This is a genomic window from Brevibacillus reuszeri (assembly GCF_001187725.1).
In the GTDB taxonomy this organism is placed as follows: Bacteria; Bacillota; Bacilli; order Brevibacillales; family Brevibacillaceae; genus Brevibacillus; species Brevibacillus reuszeri.
In genome coordinates, this window is the sequence record NZ_LGIQ01000011.1 from 780548 (window position 1) to 798380 (window position 17833).

Genomic DNA, 17833 nt, shown 5'->3' on the forward strand with positions numbered 1-17833 from the left:
CTAGCGTGTAATCGACCTAGAATACATAACACAAAAACGTATTACGTATTTGTAACGTCATTATAGTAGAACGTTTCACAATAGTCAATTTTTTTGCTACAATTTATTTTTTTCAAAATTTTAAGGTCAATTAGAAATCGAACAAGGCCTACTCACTGAGGAAGGTGTACCGAAGAAATACGGGGAGCTGACGCTGAGGTACCTTGTCATGCGCTCCAGAATTTATTAGCTTCATACTTATACATTCGCATACGTTCAAAAAGGCAGGGAGCATCTGCTCCCCCCTTTTATCTGCTCATGATCGGATTATACTCGCTCAATAATTGTCGCAATGCCTTGGCCTACCCCAATGCACATCGCAGCAAGACCATAACGAGCTTCACGTCGTTCCATTTCGTACAGCAGGGTTGTCATAATACGCGCTCCGCTGCATCCGAGCGGGTGGCCCAAAGCGATGGCTCCACCGTTTACATTGACGCGGTCCGGATCGACTCCCAGCTCTCGTACGCTTGCCACGGCCTGTGCTGCAAATGCTTCATTGAACTCAAACAAATCAATCTGATCGATCGCAAGACCTGCCTGCTTCAGCACCTTACGCGTCGCTGGTACGGGCCCAATGCCCATGATGGAAGGATCAACACCTGCCACAGCAGAAGCAACGATACGCGCCCGCGGCTTCAAACCTGCTTGCAGCGCTGTCTCTTGTTCCATGATCAACAGCGCGCTTGCCCCGTCATTGAGACCGCTGGAATTACCCGCTGTTACCGAGCCGTCCTGCTTAAATGCCGGCTTCAGCTTTTGCAGCTGCTCGATCGTCGTTTCCGGACGGGCATGCTCATCGCGGTCAAAATAAGAGACCTCGCCTTTGCGTCCACGCAGCTCCACAGGAACAATTTCTGCCTCCCATTTGCCTTCTGCGAGTGCACGTGCATAGTTTTGCTGACTGCGCAAAGCAAATGCATCCTGATCCTCCCGGCTGATGAGATGCTGTTCTGCTACGTTCTCCGCAGTTTCACCCAGGCTGATTGGCGGATACATTTCCACCATCTTTTCGTTCACTAGTCTCCAGCCCAGCGTAGTGTCTACCAATTGCTGATTGCCACGCTGAAAAGCCGTACCCGGCTTCATCATGACCAGTGGCGAGCGTGTCATGCTTTCTGTCCCGCCAGCAATATAGACGTGTCCCGCACCCGCTTTAATCGCATTGGCGCTTTGATTGACCGCTTCCAGACCTGATCCGCACAAACGGTTCACCGTAACACCTGGAACATCAACAGGCACTCCAGCGAGCAGCAAAGACATGCGAGCTACGTTGCGATTATCCTCGCCCGCCTGATTCGCACAGCCAAAAATAACATCATCGATGCTCACGGGATCGATCGGATTGCGCTCCAGCAGCTTGCGAATCACAAGCGCCCCCAGATCATCCGGGCGCACGTCCTTCAATGCTCCGCCAATGCGTCCAATGGGTGTCCGCACAGCATCTACAATTACAGGTATGTTCATCTCCAACGCCTCCATCGGGGCCATTTATTTTTCTTACCGTTACAGGGCTTCCACCAGCGTAGCCAATCCTTGTCCTCCGCCAATGCACAACGAAACAATGCCATAGCGTTTTTTGCGGCGACGTAATTCGTACAGGATCGTTCCTGCCAGTCGCGCACCGCTGCACCCAAGTGGATGTCCCAGTGCAATCGCTCCACCATTTACATTGGTCTTATCAGGCGACAGCCCCAGCTCGCGCATGCACGCGAGAGCTTGAGAAGCAAAGGCTTCGTTTAGTTCAAAAAGATCAATCTCATCGATCGTCATATTTACATCAGCAAGCAGCTTTTGAATCGCTGCTACAGGCCCGATTCCCATAATGCGGGGGTCTACGCCAGCGCTTACGAAATGAACAATCCGTCCCAATGGGGCGAGACCAGATTCATTCAGCTTTTCCTCACTCATTAAAAGAAGAGCGGCTGCCCCATCATTGATTCCGGAAGAATTGCCTGCTGTGACGCTGCCGTTTTTGCGAAATGCAGGACGCAGCTTCGCAAGCGACTCTACACTGGAATCACGACGCGGGAACTCATCCGTGTCAAAGATCGTCTCTTCTCCTTTTTTACCACGCAGCGTGACAGGAATGATCTCCTCACGAAAACGGCCTTCATCGATGGCAGCAATCGCGCGTCTCTGACTTTCCGCCGCAAATTGATCCTGATCCTCGCGGCTGATGCCATATCGCTCTGCTACATTTTCTGCCGTATCGCCCATCGTCAGTTCTCCATAAATCGAAACAGGTGCCGAACGCGGACCACCGAATGATTCCATCAAGGTTTGTCCACCACGCTGAAAAGGCTGCTCGAATTTTTCCATAATATAGGGCGAGCGTGTCAGGTTCTCCACGCCACCAGCGAGCATGACGCTGCTATGCCCAGCCTGAATAGACTGTGCCGCCAGATTGATCGCCTCCAGCCCCGACGCACATACACGGTTTACAGTCAGACCAGGTACGGTTTCTGGCAGTCCGGCTTTCAAAAGTCCAACACGAGCAATGTTAATAAAAGGTCCCGCAGAAATCACGTTTCCCATGATGACTCCATCAACCGCTTCTCCTGCCTGTCCTGCCCGCTTCAGCGCACTGTCCAAAACAATTGCAGTCAAATCATCTATCGGGGTGTTTTTCAGACTCCCACCCAGCTTGCCGATTGGCGTGCGAACAGCTGCCGCCACATAAACATCCTTACGTGCCTGCATCACTTTTCACACTCCTCTGCACTGCCATACTGATAAAAGCCTTGCCCGCTTCTTACTCCTACCCGCTTGGCGAGCACTAGCTTTCGCAGAAGCGGTGCCGTACGATAGCGCTCTTCTGCAAGATCGCGCTGCAAGCCACGGGAAATCGCGTAAATTTCATCCAGTCCGATCCGATCTGCCCATTCCAGTGGACCGTATGGATAGTTCGTTCCTTTTTTCATGGCGGTGTCGATATCTTGCGGGGTTGCTGCTTTTTCCATCAAAGCAAAGGCTGCTTCGTTGATAATCAGTGACAGGATACGCGGAAATACGAGACCAACCTCGTCCTCTACGATTTCCGTCTCTTTATCCAGCGTTTGAAAGAGGGACACTGCCGCTGCAATGGCTGCCTCTTCTGTTTGGAGTGCAGGAGCAATTTCGATCAGCTCACGCTCCGCCAAAGGCACGAGTGTACCAAACCCGCACACTCTCTCAGGATGCTCCGTCCAGGAAGCAGCCTCAGTCGCAGTGATCGCCAGCGATGTAGTGATGATTGGTACATGGGCAGCAAGCAGCTGATCCAGATCACAAAGCTGTTGTTTCTTTGCTTCCAGATCGACACTGTTTACTTCTACTGCCATTGATACTGCTTGGGGTGCACTCGTCGCGTCCTCAAAGGACAACACCGAATACCCTTTATCTATTAATAATTTATGCAATTCTGCATAGAGCGGGCTGTCACCCGTAAGCAAAACCGCCTTATTTGCTGTAGTCATAGAAGCCTTCCCCCGTCTTTCTGCCCAGGCTGCCGGCCTGTACCATTCGCTGTTGAATCCGGCTAGGCTTGAATCGTCCTTCGTGGAAGAAATCGGAATATACCGATTGGGTCGTAGCGAAATTGATATCGATTCCGATCATGTCCTGCAGCTGAAAAGGACCCATTTTGAATCCACCAGCCAGCTTCATGATTCGATCAATCTGTTCGATATTCGCTACATGGTCGCCGAGAATACGCAACGCTTCATTATAATAGGGGCGAGCGATCCGGTTGACGATGAAGCCCGGTGTATCTGTTACGAGAACCGGCACCTTCCCCAGCTGCTCGGCAAAGCGGTATGCCTGCTCCACATTTTCTTCGCTGGATTTCTTCCCGCGAATGACCTCAACCAAAGGCATGACGGGTGCTGGATTGAAGAAATGAAACCCGAGAATACGCTCGGGGTGTGGCAAGCCTCCCGCAATTTCCGTTATGGAGATCGAGGAGGTATTGGTCAAAAGCAGTGCATTGCTTTTACAAATTCGTGAGAGTTCCCCAAAGATGGTCTTTTTCAGATCCAGCCGCTCCGGCACTGCTTCGATCACGATGTCACAATCAGCCAGCTGTCCCATGTCCGAGACGAGATTCATTTTCTCCAGCGTGTCTTTTTTTTGCTGTTCACTGATTTTTCCTTTTTCCACATCCTTGGTCAGGATGGATTGCAGATAGCTCTGTGCTTTGTCCAGAACGGCTTGATTTGCATCCAATAGCTTTACATGATGTCCTTTGCGGCCGCAGACGAGAGCGATACCCGCTCCCATCGTTCCAGCACCGATGACACCGACAGTTCTCGTTTCCACTCGCTGATCCCTCTCTTTTTGCCTGGTGTAGGCGCATTAATAAGCGCGGCGCGTTTTATTGACCTGTAAAGCGAGGGGCACGTTTCTCCATAAAAGCTGTAACCCCTTCTTTGTGATCTTCTGTACTGCCCGCTGCATCCTGAGCAAATGCTTCATATTCCAAGGTTTCTTCCAGTCCCATTTCGAGACCCTTGTACATAGTCCGCTTGATCAGGCCGATTCCTCGTGTAGGCAGTGACGCCAATTTTCGTGCATACGCCATCGCATCATCCTGGAAAGATTCAGCCGGATATACTTGATTGATCAGGCCAATACGCAGCGCTTCCTCTGCGGAGATTTTCTCGCCAGTCATCGCCAGCTCCAGCGCTTTCCCGATTCCAACGATGCGCGGCAGGAAATAGCATCCCCCGGAGTCAGGCACCAAACCGATGTTGACGAATGCATTGACGAGCGACGCCTTTTCCGATGCGAGACGGATATCGCAAGCCAGTGCTACGCTCAACCCTGCCCCTGCTGCTACGCCATTAATGGCAGCTACGATTGGTTTCTCGGTTTTCTGGAATTGCAGAATCATCGGATTGTAGCGTTTCCGCAAAAATCCGCCAAAGTCTACATTCCCACCCGACACATCTCCCAGGTCCTGTCCGGCATTAAACGCCCTTCCCGCACCTGTGAACAAAATGCAGCGTACTTCCGGAGACTTTTGTGCCTGCTTCAGAGCAGCCGTGATTTCTTTGTTCATCTGTTCCGTAAATGCATTGAATTTTTCTGGGCGGTTCATCGTAATGACTGCGACACCTTCGGATACTTCGTAGAGGATCGTTTCGTACATGGCTGCCTCCTAATTACCCGTAAACCGGGGTTTGCGTTTTTCCAGGAAGGCTTGCATCCCTTCCTTCCGATCTTCGCTTGCCAGCAGCAAATAAAAACTGTTTCGCTCGTAATCCATGCCTTCTTGGAGCGGCAAGTCTTCTGCCTTGTGCACGGTTTTTTTGATGACCTGGACAGCGAGCGGTGCTTGCCTGGAGATTCGTTTCGCCAGCTTGAGCGCCTCACTAAAGCAGGCTTCCACAGGTACGACACGGTTCACTAAGCCATACTGCCACGCTTCTTTTGCGGAGATGGAATCACCTGTGAGCAGCATTTCCATTGCTTTACGCAGGCCGACCGCGCGGGTCAGACGCTGTGTCCCACCTGCTCCTGGCATGACTCCGAGATTGATTTCCGGTTGTCCGATTACGGCTGTCTCAGACGCAATCACAATGTCGCAGTTCATCATCAATTCACAGCCCCCGCCAAGAACGAAGCCACTTACCGCACCAATAATCGGCTTGGATATGCGTGACATGCGATCCCATACGGCAAACTGGTCTCTTTTCATAATCTCAACAGCTGACGCATCTGCCATTTCATTGATATCTGCCCCAGCAGCAAAAGCTCGTTCATTGCCTGTGAGCAGGATCGCGCCGATGGATGGGTCGTGGTCAAACTGCTCCATCGCTTCTACCAGCTCATTAATCAACTGCAAATTTAGTGCGTTGAGAATTTTCGGACGATTGAGCGTAATCACTCCTACAGCTTCATCGCTTGCTACCGTGATGTATTCATATGACAAGAGCAGTTCACACCTTTCCCCAGACACGACGATTTGGATTGCCCTCTCGCTATCTCGTTAAATAGCTGCTTGCGATTTGTTGCGATTATCGACTACGCGAATCGCTTTGCTTTCGCTGCGGATTAGAGAGTTTGGCGGCAAAATACGCAGCACAACAGATACACCTAACGTATTTTTAATCATATGCCCGATCTCTTTGACTAATGGCGCAAGAGCAGCATTTTCATTTCCTGCAATTTCATTTGCATACTCCTGATTCAGTTCACAGTGAACCTCGAATCGATCAAGTGCCCCATCACGCTCAATCACTACCTGGTATTGTGGTGATAGCTGTTCGAATGTAAGCAAGACGGATTCAATCTCAGTCGGGAAAACATTCACGCCACGAATGATCAGCATGTCATCCACACGGCCTTTGATACGGGACATGCGCATGGTTGTACGACCGCATTTGCACGGCTCTGGGTTAAGCGATGCGATATCACCCGTGCGATAACGAACGACTGGGAAAGCTTCCTTCGTCAAGGAAGTGAAGACAAGCTCGCCTTCTTGACCATATGGCAGCACTTCTCCCGTATTTGGATCAATGATTTCCGCCAAGAAATGGTCTTCTGCAATATGCAGACCGTCCTGCACCTCATGACATTCGATAGACACGCCTGGTCCCATTACCTCCGAGAGACCGTAAATATCAACCGCTTTAATATCGAGAGCTTCCTCCAGCTGTACGCGCATTTCCTCAGACCATGGCTCTGCTCCGAAAATGCCATACTTGACGCTCGTCTCACGTGGGTTGATACCCATTTTTTTCATTTCCTCAACGATGTTTAGCACGTAAGAAGGCGTAGCTGCCAATCCGCGAGGTTTGAAATCTTCGATCAGTGTGATTTGACGAGAGGTGTTCCCACCTGACACCGGTACAGCTACAGCTCCCATGTGCTCAATCCCGTTGTGCAAGCCAAGTCCACCTGTAAACAAACCGTAGCCATAAGCGTTATGAAAAATATCGCCTGGCTCTCCGCCCGCACAGCACAGAGCCCGCGCAACGATTTCCGCCCAGTTTTCCAGGTCTTTTTTGGTGTAGCCGACAACGGTTGGTTTTCCTTTGGTGCCAGATGATCCGTGAATACGTGCGACTTCCTTCATGTCAACAGCAAACAGATTGAAGGGATAGTTCTCGCGCAAATGCGTTTTCTTCATAAAAGGAAGCTTTTGAATATCGTCGATGGATTGAATATCCTCTGGCTTTACTCCCGCTGCATCCATCGCTTCCTTGTGAAAAGGAACTCGTTCGTATACCCGCTTGACTGTCTCCTTGAGTCGTCCCAGCTGGAGTTCTGTCATCTTCTCTCTTGACAGCGCTTCCATCTCCATGTTAAAAATCATTTCGCATCCCCCGTTCTGTATCTTCGTTTTTGCTCAATAATCGTTACCTATCTATTCACCCAAAAAGACTGGCTTGCGTTTTTCGCGGAATGCCTCCAGTGCTTCCAGACGGTCTTTTGTTGGAATAATGACCTCATAGCACATCGTTTCCACATCAAGTCCCGTTTGCAAATCGACGCTGGAGCCACGATCAATTGCCGATTTTGCCTGATAGACCGCAAGCGGAGCGTTTGCCAAAATCTCATTGGCAAGCCCTATTGCCATTGCTTCCAATTGGCCGAGGTCCTCCGCTACACCATTTACAAAGCCAAGCGCCAAAGCGTCTGCAGCCGTAATTTTTCGAGCTGTCAAAATAAGTTCCTTTGCTTTGGATGGTCCAATCAGTCGAGACAGGCGCTGCGTACCGCCTGCACCCGGAATAATTCCGAGGCTCACTTCTGTCAATCCCATCTTGGCTTCTGCTACCGCGTAGCGAAAATCACAGGCAAGTGCCAGCTCGAATCCTCCACCAAAGGCAAAGCCGTTTATCATGGCTATGGTGGGCTGCGGCAATCTTTCCAGAGCGGTAAATACATCACGAATCTTACGAACATTGCGACGAACCTGCTGCTCGTTAAGCGTCCGACGTTCCTTCAGATCAGCACCTGCACAAAATGCACGGCCTTCTGCTTTAACAACGACTACTCGCACCTCTTTTGAATCCAGACGCACCTGCTCGATAAACTCACCCAAGCGCGACAACGTTTCGTAATTGAGAGCATTCAGCTCATCCGGACGGTTCAGCGTGATGATTCCTATATGTCCATTGCGTTCAAAGCGCACAGTATCCTGGCTCATCATGGTCCTCCTCGAAGACTTGCTGCTTACCTTTTATTTTGTCGCTACCCGTGCATAGGTGCCAGTAGCAAATGCAACCAGCTTGCCATCACAGGTAACGCGTGCTTCCATTATGATCAGACTTTTCCCCTGTTTCAGTACCTTGGACTCCGCCTCCAGTAGCTCACCGCGCGCTGGATACAGATATTGAATTTTGCTCTCTACAGTGACACACTGCTGTACGCCGTTGATGTGAGGCGCTGCACCATGTCCCATTGCCACATCTGCCAAAGTAGCCGTTACGCCTCCATGCACAACACCTTCGATGCTATTAAAAAGGTCCGGACGAATCTTAAGTGCTACCTTGCAGCCCTGTTCATCTCTGTGCACGATTTCTATGCCCAGGTAGTGGTTGAAACGATTACGGTTTTCCTCTGCCATGTCTAGTGTCCCCTTTATCCTGTTTCAGCTGAAAACAGTGAAAGGAGCCTTAGCACCTGGCATTCGGCTTCCTCTCTCTGTTCTCTATCTCTATCGTCTATTCTTCGTCGATCTGGACGAAATATTCACTCTTTCGATAAGCCAGCGCATCCAATGTCGCTACCAAGCCATGCTCAGACTCCACACGAATTCGGTACCACGCTGTCCGGTTATTTTTCTTCTCTTCTGTCGCTGTTGCTACCAATCGGTTACCTTTCATAGCAGCTGCTAAAAAGCCAATGTTCATGGATAAAGCAACAGATGTCTTTCCATATGAGTTACAGGCTGCTGCAAATACAAAGTCGGCCAGCGAGAAAATAATGGCACCATGAGCGGTACCGTGTGCATTGAGCATGTGATCCTCAACAATCACTTCTGCCGTTGCCGTTCCCTCTCCCAGCTCAAGCAGCTTGATCCCAAGAAACTGTGCGAATTGATCTTGCTTCAGCTTTGAGCAAATTTCATCGTAGTGCTTGCGGTGAAGCTCTCGTTCGTCAACGTATTGTTTCGTGCTCATGCTTATACCACTTCAGCGAAATGCATGGATACTAGTGGACCTGCAAATCCACGCAGATCTTTTCCTGCTGCGCGACCATCAGGAGATGACAACGCTTCCACCAGAGCTTCTTTTGATTCAAAATACATTTCTGCAATCAGATGGAGGTCCGATTCACCCATAGGTGTTCCGTATACTTTGCTCACTTCCATCTTGATCAAGCCAGGCATTTTTTCTGCCAACGGGCCATGCACTTCGAAATAATGCTTGTCAAAAGCTTCGATATCCTCAGGCTTACGATAAATTGCCACCAATTTCACCATCATGATCCCTGCTTTCTTTTGCAATATAGGTAAACATGTAACGAGCAATTAATATAACGTTATTTTAACGCACGTTTATATTTTTATTATATAAAGCCTTTTGAGCAGGTGCAAGTATTTTTAAAAAAGCATGAAAACTCTGTCCACTTATAGTCCTACTTATGCCAGAAAACAGCTAGCAGAACCAGCTTTGCCATTTTTAATCATTGACAAGGATTCTTTGAATAAATACAATGATTTCATTAGGTAACAATGTTTCCGTCATCGAATACGTAAGGAAGTGTATTGCATGATGTCTAATCACCCCCATACCTATAAAACCTATTCGGAAGTGAAGCTTCAACAACAGCAAGTGCTTCGTAAAAATGTCATTGATGCCGCGTGTCTCCTCCTTTTAGAAGAAGGTCCTGAGTCAGTGACAGTGCGCCGTGTTGCACAGAAATTAAACTGCTCAACCAAAATCATTTACAGTATGTTTGGCAACAAAGATGGTCTCGCCAATGAAATGTACTTGGATGGATGTCGGCTATTAGCTGAAACCTTTCAACAAGTTCCCGTCACAGCAAAAGCACTTCATGACCTGGAATCTCTTTGCTCTGCTTATTGGCAATTCTCACAGCTACATTCCAGCTATTACAAAATGATGTTCGGCGGGGCTTTATCAGACTTTAAACCAGATGAAAAAAGTCTTGAGGGCACTACAACTGCACTCATACGAATCCAGCAAACCGTTGTACGTGCTATGGAGCAAGACGAGCTCGAAAAGAATGATCCGCTATTGGTCGTCCAAACGCTCTGGGCTACTTTACACGGGGTCATACATCTTCAGTTTGCAGGCCATTTCTCCCAGCCAAGTGTCGCTCAAGATGTCTATCGGTTTACCCTTACTAAGATGCTCGCTGCCTTTACAACAGTTCCAGTCCAGGAATAAAACTCCCTGTATGATGAAGCCATTTTCCATGATGGCTTCCCTTCATTATTCACTAACGGAAACGATGTTACCGAAATAAAATATCGTTACTAATGGAGGTTAATTGTATGTTCACTTATTCAAACAAAACGGCTCTCATTACAGGTGCTTCATCCGGTATTGGTGAAGCGTTCGCCTATTCGCTGGCAGAGAAACAATGCAATCTCATTCTGGTCGCTCGCAATGAAGCAAAGTTAAAGGCACTCGCTACAAAGCTCGCTGCTACATACAAAATCAAGACAATAGTAATCGCTCTTGATCTTTCTACTCCTGGTGCTTCGCAAACCTTACTCCATGAGGTTCAAAACCATGATTTAAAAGTCGATCTCTTAATCAATAATGCCGGCTTTGCCACTTACGGATACTTTGATCAGGTTTCAGGGGAACGGCAACATGAAGAAGTGATGCTCAATGTCACTGCTTTAGTAGATATTACGCATGCATTTATGCCTGATCTGTTACGTAATCAGGGTGGCGGGATCATTAATGTCTCATCCACTGCTGCCTTTCAACCCGATCCTTATATGGCGGTTTATGGAGCAACCAAAGCATTCGTTCTGTCCTTTAGTGAAGCGCTTTGGGCCGAAAATCGAAAGCGAGGACTTAGAGTTCTTGCACTTTGTCCGGGTGCAACAGAAACCTCATTCTTTGATATTGTCGGCTCGAACGAAGCATCCGTTGGTTCTAGACAAACCCCCAGCACAGTTGTAAAAAACGCGCTAAGAGCTCTTGAGAAAGGACATAGTCATATCATTTCCGGTTGCCAAAATTATTTGGTATCCCAAGTTTCTCGATTTTTCCCTCGTCAATTTACGTTAGGAATTGTTGAACGTACTCTGCGTCCACGTTCATAAATCGGATAAGAAAACCTCTATCGAGGCTTCTTCGAGGTGGTGCGACCGCGTTTTAGCGGAAAGTTTCCACGCGCTCCAGAATTCATAATCGCCGCGCTTATAAATTCTTATACGTTCACAAAAAAAAGGACAGACGCAATGTCTGTCCTCTTCTTTATACACTGAGCGTTTAGATCCACACCCAGTAAACGAATACGATAACCGCCAGCAGGATTACGAACAGTCCCGCAAAAATGCTGATCCGTGCAAACTCATGGCCTTTTTGATCCATGTGCATCCAAACAAACAGCTGAAAGAATGCTTGAACAAAAGCCAAGAAAACGATGAATGGTACGGTAAATCCGGCCGGAATCACTTCAAATGCTACTGCGATAAACGCCAGAGCCGTCAAAACGAGAGATCCAATAAAGGCAACTAAGTGTCTCTTTGGTCCTTCGTGTCTTACTTTAGGCTTGCGTACCTCTTCATTATGAGCATGTGCTCCCATAGATTTATCCCACCTTTCCACCGATCATACCCATGAGATATACAACGGTAAAGATGAATACCCATACTACGTCAATAAAGTGCCAGTACAGGCTGGCCAGATAGAACTTTGGAGCAGTTACTACCGTCAGGCCTTTTTTTACTGCAGAAACCTGCAACAAAATGATCCAGATAATCCCGAAGGCCACGTGACCCCCGTGGAAACCAACCAATGTATAGAAGGCAGAACCGAATGCACTTGATGATATCTTATGTCCTTCGTGCACATAGTGAACGAACTCATAAATCTCCAGTGCAAGGAAGCCCAGCCCCAGCAATACAGTGATCGTCAACCAGAGTTGAATCTTTTTCAGGTCTTTCTTGTGCAGCGCAAGTGTAGCCATAACGCTTGTCATCGAGCTGGTAAGCAGGATGAGTGTTGCAGCAGCAACCAACGGCATGTCAAACAATTGTTGGGACGTAGGTCCGCCATTTGCTTGATCACGAAGTGCAATAAATGTTGCGAACAAGGAACCGAAAAGAACAGTCTCCCCACCAAGGAAGAGCCAGAAGCCAAGAACTTTATTCTTGCCTTCAAGGGTGGCTTTTTCCGGTTCGTCAGGCAATACTGCATTTGCATGATGTGTAGCCATTAAGCCTTAACCCCCTTCTCCTCGATTTCGTCCTCATGAATATGATATCCTGGATCGTCTTTAATCGAACGAGCAAACATACAAGCGAATGTAATGAGCATTCCGATTGCGACGACTACGTAAACGTGGTACATGAAACCGTAACCAGCGATGAACAGGCCGAGAGACATCAGGAATGGCAAGAACGATGGCGATGGCATGTGAATGTCACCAAGTGGTTCAGCAGGTGTCATGCCTTTGTTGCCAGCCATTTTTTCGATCCACAATGCATCCAAACCACGAACGAGCGGAGTTTGTGCAAAGTTGTACTCTGGAGGAGGAGAAGGAATCGACCATTCCAGTGTACGTCCATCCCACGGGTCAGCAGGAGCACGCTTGGAGCTCTTAGCTGCTACCACACAGTTCACGAGGAACAGGATGGTACCGATCGTCATTCCGAATGCACCGATCGTACTAATAAAGTTACCAACATCCAGGTCTTGATCCTTGAGATAAGTGAAGACGCGGCGTGGCATCCCCATCAGACCTAGGAAGTGCTGCGGGAAGAAGGTCAAATGGAAGCCGATAAAGAACGTCCAGAAATTCCATTTCCCAAGTGTTTCGTTCAGCATTTTACCGAACATTTTCGGCCACCAGTAGTACAGACCTGCGAAAAGACCGAATACAAGACCACCAACGATTACGTAGTGGAAGTGAGCAACTACGAAGTAGCTGTCATGGTATTGGTAGTCAGCTGCTGGAATCGCGAGCATAACCCCTGTCATACCACCGATAGTAAATGTAGGAATGAAGCCTACGGCAAACAGATTTGCTGTTGTGAAACGGATTTGTCCGCCCCACATGGTCAAGAGCCAGTTAAAGATTTTGATACCTGTAGGTACCGCAATCAACATGGTCGCCAGACCGAAAAGCGTGTTGGCAATAGCACCCAGACCAGTTGTGAACATATGGTGAGCCCACACCATGAAGCCGAGGAAGCCGATCAGCGCAGTAGCGAATACCATGGAGCTGTAACCGAACAGACGCTTTCTTGCAAATGTAGAAACGATTTCAGAGATAACACCGAAAGCTGGGAGAATCAGGATATATACTTCGGGGTGACCGAAGATCCAGAACAAGTGCTCCCAAATGACAACGTTACCACCTGCATCTGGGTTGAAGAAGTTACCGCCAAACAGACGGTCAAACATCAACAGAACCAGACCGACTGTGATCGCCGGGAATGCGAACAGGATCAAACCAGAAGTGATAAACGCGGACCAAGTAAACATTGGCATACGCATAAATGTCATACCTGGAGCACGCATGTTGATGATGGTAACCAGGAAGTTAATACCACCAATCAGCGTACCGATACCTGCAATTTGCAGACCCAATACGTAGAAATCTACGCCGTGGCCGCTATATTGATTCAAAGCCAAAGTCGTGTACGACGTCCAGCCAGCATCAGGCGCACCGCCCAAGAACCAGCTAGTATTCAGCAGCACTCCACCGAAGAAGAAGAGCCAGAATCCGAGTGAGTTAACAAACGGGAATGCTACGTCGCGTGCACCGATTTGGAGAGGAACAACAGCGTTCATCAGAGCAAAGATGACAGGCATCGCTGCCAAGAAAATCATTGTTGTACCGTGCATGGTGATCATTTCGTTAAACGTTTTGGCACCAATTACAGAAGACTCTGGGTACATCAATTGCAAACGAATCAGCATGGCTTCGAGGCCACCAGCTAGAAAGAAAATACCGCCGGCAATCAAGTACAGGATCGCGATCTTCTTATGGTCCACTGTCGTGAGCCAATCCCACAGCCCTGAGCGATTTGGTGCGGGTGCGTGAGAAGCATGTGCAGACACAGGTTTACCTCCTTTTAAGCGTCACTGCCTATGACGATTCTAAATCACTAACGTAGTAGTTACTTCACGCTGAGGGTAGACATGTAGTCAACCAGCGCTTTCACTTGAGCATCATCGAGGTTCAGGTTAGGCATGTTATTGCCCGGCTTCACCTTTTGAGGATCCTTCAACCACTCAGCAATATTCTCAGGAGTATGAGCAAGAATACCTGCTACACGCTCACGATCTGCAAAGTTAGTCAGGTTAGGACCCATTTTGCCGCCTTTACCAGCAATCGCATGACAGCCCAGACAGCTCTTATTGAAGATTTCTTGACCTTGTGCTGCACCTGCAGCAGTAGCGGTTACTGGATCTGCGGACTGAACGCCCTTCATGCCAGCTGTCCACTTGTCAAAATCAGCTTGCTCCATTACTTCTACCTTGAAGTCCATCAAGGCATGGGACGCTCCACAGAGCTCCGCGCATTTTCCATAGTAAATGCCTGGTTTATCTGCTTGCAGCCAAATTTTGTTTTCTTGTCCTGGGTTCGTATCGATTTTACCGCCCAGTGCAGGAATCCAGAATGCGTGCATTACGTCAGCAGAGGTCACGTTAAATTGAACCTTTTTGCCAACTGGGAGTACGAGGTCTTGTGCAGTGGAAACGCCAAGCTCTGGATACTCAAATTCCCACCAGAATTGGTGAGCAGTAACCGTAACTTGTACGGCTTCTTCTTTTGAGTACACCTTACCAAGTGCAAAACCAGTCGTAACGGTTGGAATTGCCATGATAATCAGGAGCAAGAAAGGAATTACAGTCCAAAGAATTTCAAGTGCATGATTGCCTTCTACCTGTTTTGGAATACCTTGTTGTCCTGGACGCTTACGGTAACGGATAAGGACGTACGTAAAGATCAGCATTACGACAACAAAGACACCGATCATGATTGCTGAGGACAGCATCATCAAGTCATACTGCATTGCTGCAACCGGACCCGAAGGCTTGAGCGCGGAGAGCTCATCTTTGCCACAACCGGTTAAGACAAGTGCCAGCAAACCAAAAAGAGAAAGCTGACGCCAAAGCTGTTGCCAACCCTTCATACCAATGAACCCCTCTTTCTTCGTGTTGGTAACGTTCTAGCCACGCTAGCAACTAGAAAATTGTATACCCTTTCATGATGACTAAGAATGGCTTTCTTTTACTTTCCCCCACTATAATACCCAATCAGGAAAAGTATTAGCAGTCATTCCAAAAACAAATAGAATAGGAATAGGTATACACTTCTGCCCTTGCGTGGTAACCATATTAAGTATACATAAATTTTCCTTAATCTAAAGTCTATTTGTTATCATTTTGTTAACAAATTTATGAACAAATTTGTGAACTTTACTGAGAAATGCGACCAAAATAGGGATCAATAAGGAGAAAAACATGCAAAATAGACCTGTAGCAGTAGTCACAGGTGCCTCTAGCGGCTTTGGAATGCTCACTTCGGTGGCTTTAGCCAGAGCTGGTTACACGGTAATTTCTACCATGCGCGATCCAGCGAGACGTGTCCCTCTTGACAAACTTGCAGAAGCGGGTTCTGTTACCGAGCATATTGAAGTGCTGCCGCTTGATGTCACTTCTGCCGAGCAAATCAGCGAGGCGATCTCCACCATAATCGCTACCCATCATCAAATTGATTTATTGGTCAACAATGCAGGCTATGCCTCTGGCGGCTTTGTCGAAGAGATCTCCGCTGAGCAGTGGCGCAGACAGTTTGATGTCAATGTCTTTGGCGTCATCGATGTTACTCGTGCGGTTCTTCCCCATATGCGGGAGCGAAAAAGCGGCACCATTATCAACCTGAGCAGTATCAGCGGTCGCTTTGGCTTTCCCGGGCTTGCTCCCTATGCTGCTTCCAAGCATGCGATCGAGGGCTTCAGTGAAGCTCTTCGTCTGGAAATGCTTCCGTATGATGTGCGTGTTGTACTGATTGAGCCCGGCTCTTATCGAACATCTATCTGGGAAAAAGGAATGCAGGAGACAACGCTCAACTCGCTTTCTCCCTACGCCGCACAAACGAAGCAAATGATCTCTCTCGTCCAGAGCATCATGCAGCAAGCAGCTGATCCAGCAGAGGTCGTATCTCTGATCGTCCGTGTCGCCAAAACACCAAATCCGCGCTTGCGCTATCCGGTAGGGCGCGGAGTAGGCTTTACTATCCTAGCAAAAAGCTTGCTGCCGTGGAAATGGATTGAATCTTTTGTACGTCGTGCAAAAAGAACACGCTGAAAAAGGGTGCCCACCGAAAGCCACACTTGCTTTTCGGGGGGCACCCTCTTTTTCGCGGTGATCCATTATTCTTTTACCGTTCTTCCTGTTCGCAGCAACCAGACATGCTGCAAATACTCGCTAACCCCAAAAAATATGGCCACAAAGCCTGCCCCCATCGCAGTAATTTGAGAGGTCGGCAAAACAACAATGCTTCCATATACAATCAAAAAGCCAATAATAAAATCCATAGCTGTCGTCAACCACAAGCTCCCTGGCGCAAGAATTGCCCACTCCAGAAAAGTACCTGCCAAGGCCAGAACAAAGCCAACACCGACTGACTGATACAAGTCGGCATAGTTCACTTCTTGAAACAGTGCATCTGCCACAACGACCAACACGGGACTAACAATCAGCTTTAGCAAAAGACCGTCCACGTTCCATTGTCTCCTTTTTTGGGGGCTGGTCTTAAGTATGCCCTCGTTTTACCATGCAATCCGCCAGATCAGATTCAGCTTTTTCCAAAGTAGAAAGCTTATACGCGGATGCCCTCATACGGCGGGGCGCTTAAACTCTCTTGCACGATAAAAAACCACCCGCAGGTGGTTTTGTGTGTATGCCTTTAGCCTTGTGCTGGGGCAGCTGGCACGTTCGCCGCTTTGTCTTCAAATGAAGGGTCCAGCCATTCGACTTTGTGATTGGCCTGAATTGAATTGATCCAGTTATTGTAGTTTTCTCCCCTGTTTCGATCAACGAGAGCTGCTTTAATCTGCTCCTTCACTTTGTCAAACTCAGGCGCTGGAGAACCCATACTCGCTTTATTTTCCTCGTAGTATTGTTTGATTTGCTCTTCTGTTACAGGAAAAGCCTTGTCCAACAATTTATCACGGGTTAAAAGAACACTCAGCTTCTCACGCAGCTTCTGTTCGTTCATCCCCATGTTTTTCAAGTAGTCCTGAAAGGCTTGCTCTGAGCCAATCTGTTGCTTGATCGAATCTATCTCTTTATCCAATTCCTCGGGTGCTACCGTTATATTTTGCCGTTTGGCTTCCTGTTTCACTAAAGCTTGAGCAACAAGCTCCTGGATCATCTGTTTCCCGTACATACTCTTCATTTCGTCATATAACTGATATTGAGTGATCGAGGTATCGCCTGCTTTTACTAAAGCCGGGTCATTGTCTTTCTCCCCCGCCTGGTAAACTCCCAATACCACAAGACCTGTCAACAGGATGGCGACCGAGAGTATGGAAACGTCAAACTTCTTCACTAGGTTAGCCTCTCTTTCAATGATCTGCCCCAAGTATAGACAGGAGATACGGTAGAAAAATGGAATCACTTTACACATCTTTTCC

The 17833-nt window shown here is 48.1% G+C and carries 20 protein-coding genes; 3 read left to right on the forward strand and 17 right to left on the reverse strand.

Translation table 11 applies throughout. The features are described 5' to 3' along the window. Positions 1-306 precede the first annotated feature (306 nt). The 11 genes from ADS79_RS28740 to ADS79_RS28790 form a co-directional block, all read right to left on the reverse strand. Complete coding sequence (locus tag ADS79_RS28740) at positions 307-1506, reverse strand: thiolase family protein (protein WP_049741876.1); 1200 nt, start codon at positions 1504-1506, stop codon at positions 307-309. Positions 1507-1545: 39 nt separating this feature from the next. Further along, positions 1546-2742 carry a thiolase family protein gene (locus ADS79_RS28745; protein WP_049741877.1) on the reverse strand — a complete coding sequence of 399 codons (1197 nt, stop codon included), beginning with the start codon at positions 2740-2742 and terminating at the stop codon, positions 1546-1548. Further along, positions 2742-3497 carry a 3-hydroxyacyl-CoA dehydrogenase family protein gene (locus ADS79_RS28750; protein ID WP_049741878.1) on the reverse strand — a complete coding sequence of 252 codons (756 nt, stop codon included), beginning with the start codon at positions 3495-3497 and terminating at the stop codon, positions 2742-2744. Before ADS79_RS28750 ends, ADS79_RS28745 begins: the two co-directional genes overlap by 1 nt. Further along, on the reverse strand, positions 3481-4338 hold the full coding sequence (locus ADS79_RS28755; protein WP_049741879.1) for a 3-hydroxyacyl-CoA dehydrogenase family protein: 858 nt from the start codon (positions 4336-4338) through the stop codon (positions 3481-3483). Before ADS79_RS28755 ends, ADS79_RS28750 begins: the two co-directional genes overlap by 17 nt. A 55-nt stretch (positions 4339-4393) precedes the next feature. Beyond that, positions 4394-5170 carry an enoyl-CoA hydratase-related protein gene (locus ADS79_RS28760; RefSeq protein WP_049741880.1) on the reverse strand — a complete coding sequence of 259 codons (777 nt, stop codon included), beginning with the start codon at positions 5168-5170 and terminating at the stop codon, positions 4394-4396. Between the two features lie 9 nt (positions 5171-5179). Further along, positions 5180-5953, reverse strand: coding sequence for an enoyl-CoA hydratase-related protein (locus ADS79_RS28765; RefSeq protein WP_049741881.1), 774 nt, complete (start codon positions 5951-5953; stop codon positions 5180-5182). 57 nt (positions 5954-6010) lie between these two features. Then, entirely contained in the window at positions 6011-7339 is a 1329-nt protein-coding gene (locus tag ADS79_RS28770; RefSeq protein WP_049741882.1) for a phenylacetate--CoA ligase family protein, read from the reverse strand. 51 nt (positions 7340-7390) lie between these two features. After that, complete coding sequence (locus tag ADS79_RS28775; protein ID WP_049741883.1) at positions 7391-8176, reverse strand: enoyl-CoA hydratase-related protein; 786 nt, start codon at positions 8174-8176, stop codon at positions 7391-7393. A gap of 33 nt (positions 8177-8209) precedes the next feature. Next, positions 8210-8596, reverse strand: coding sequence for a PaaI family thioesterase (locus tag ADS79_RS28780; RefSeq protein ID WP_049741884.1), 387 nt, complete (start codon positions 8594-8596; stop codon positions 8210-8212). Positions 8597-8693: 97 nt separating this feature from the next. After that, positions 8694-9152: a PaaI family thioesterase gene (locus ADS79_RS28785; protein WP_049741885.1), complete on the reverse strand. Its 459-nt coding sequence runs from the start codon at positions 9150-9152 to the stop codon at positions 8694-8696. A gap of 2 nt (positions 9153-9154) precedes the next feature. Continuing rightward, complete coding sequence (locus ADS79_RS28790) at positions 9155-9454, reverse strand: EthD family reductase (RefSeq protein WP_049742171.1); 300 nt, start codon at positions 9452-9454, stop codon at positions 9155-9157. 292 nt (positions 9455-9746) lie between these two features. Between ADS79_RS28790 and ADS79_RS28795 the strand changes: the two genes are divergently transcribed. Together ADS79_RS28795 and ADS79_RS28800 are read left to right on the forward strand one after the other, a co-directional pair. Beyond that, on the forward strand, positions 9747-10385 hold the full coding sequence (locus ADS79_RS28795) for a TetR/AcrR family transcriptional regulator (protein ID WP_049742172.1): 639 nt from the start codon (positions 9747-9749) through the stop codon (positions 10383-10385). A 107-nt stretch (positions 10386-10492) separates the two neighbouring features. Next, a complete protein-coding gene (locus tag ADS79_RS28800; RefSeq protein ID WP_049741886.1) occupies positions 10493-11278 on the forward strand; it encodes an SDR family NAD(P)-dependent oxidoreductase in 786 nt (261 codons plus the stop codon). A 169-nt stretch (positions 11279-11447) separates the two neighbouring features. On the opposite strand, the gene ADS79_RS28805 is transcribed toward ADS79_RS28800, so the two are convergent. From ADS79_RS28805 to coxB, 4 genes are read right to left on the reverse strand one after another with little or no spacing between them, the layout of a single operon-like run. Further along, on the reverse strand, positions 11448-11765 hold the full coding sequence (locus tag ADS79_RS28805) for a cytochrome C oxidase subunit IV family protein (RefSeq protein WP_049741887.1): 318 nt from the start codon (positions 11763-11765) through the stop codon (positions 11448-11450). Between the two features lie 4 nt (positions 11766-11769). Then, positions 11770-12396: a cytochrome (ubi)quinol oxidase subunit III gene (locus ADS79_RS28810; RefSeq protein WP_049741888.1), complete on the reverse strand. Its 627-nt coding sequence runs from the start codon at positions 12394-12396 to the stop codon at positions 11770-11772. Further along, a complete protein-coding gene (ctaD, locus tag ADS79_RS28815; RefSeq protein ID WP_049741889.1) occupies positions 12396-14246 on the reverse strand; it encodes a cytochrome c oxidase subunit I in 1851 nt (616 codons plus the stop codon). The genes ADS79_RS28810 and ctaD overlap by 1 nt, the downstream gene beginning before the upstream one ends. 59 nt (positions 14247-14305) lie before the next feature. After that, positions 14306-15325, reverse strand: a complete 1020-nt coding sequence (coxB, locus tag ADS79_RS28820; RefSeq protein ID WP_049741890.1) for a cytochrome c oxidase subunit II — start codon at positions 15323-15325, stop codon at positions 14306-14308. 331 nt (positions 15326-15656) lie between these two features. Here coxB and ADS79_RS28825 point away from each other — a divergent pair, with 331 nt between their 5' ends. After that, positions 15657-16502, forward strand: coding sequence for an SDR family oxidoreductase (locus ADS79_RS28825; RefSeq protein ID WP_049741891.1), 846 nt, complete (start codon positions 15657-15659; stop codon positions 16500-16502). A 65-nt stretch (positions 16503-16567) separates the two neighbouring features. Here the strand turns inward: ADS79_RS28825 and ADS79_RS28830 are convergent, their stop codons facing one another. Continuing rightward, positions 16568-16918 (reverse strand): hypothetical protein, encoded by a 351-nt coding sequence (locus ADS79_RS28830; RefSeq protein ID WP_049741892.1) that lies wholly within the window; start codon positions 16916-16918, stop codon positions 16568-16570. A 185-nt stretch (positions 16919-17103) separates the two neighbouring features. After that, positions 17104-17748 (reverse strand): SurA N-terminal domain-containing protein, encoded by a 645-nt coding sequence (locus tag ADS79_RS28835; RefSeq protein WP_049741893.1) that lies wholly within the window; start codon positions 17746-17748, stop codon positions 17104-17106. Positions 17749-17833: the final 85 nt, after the last annotated feature.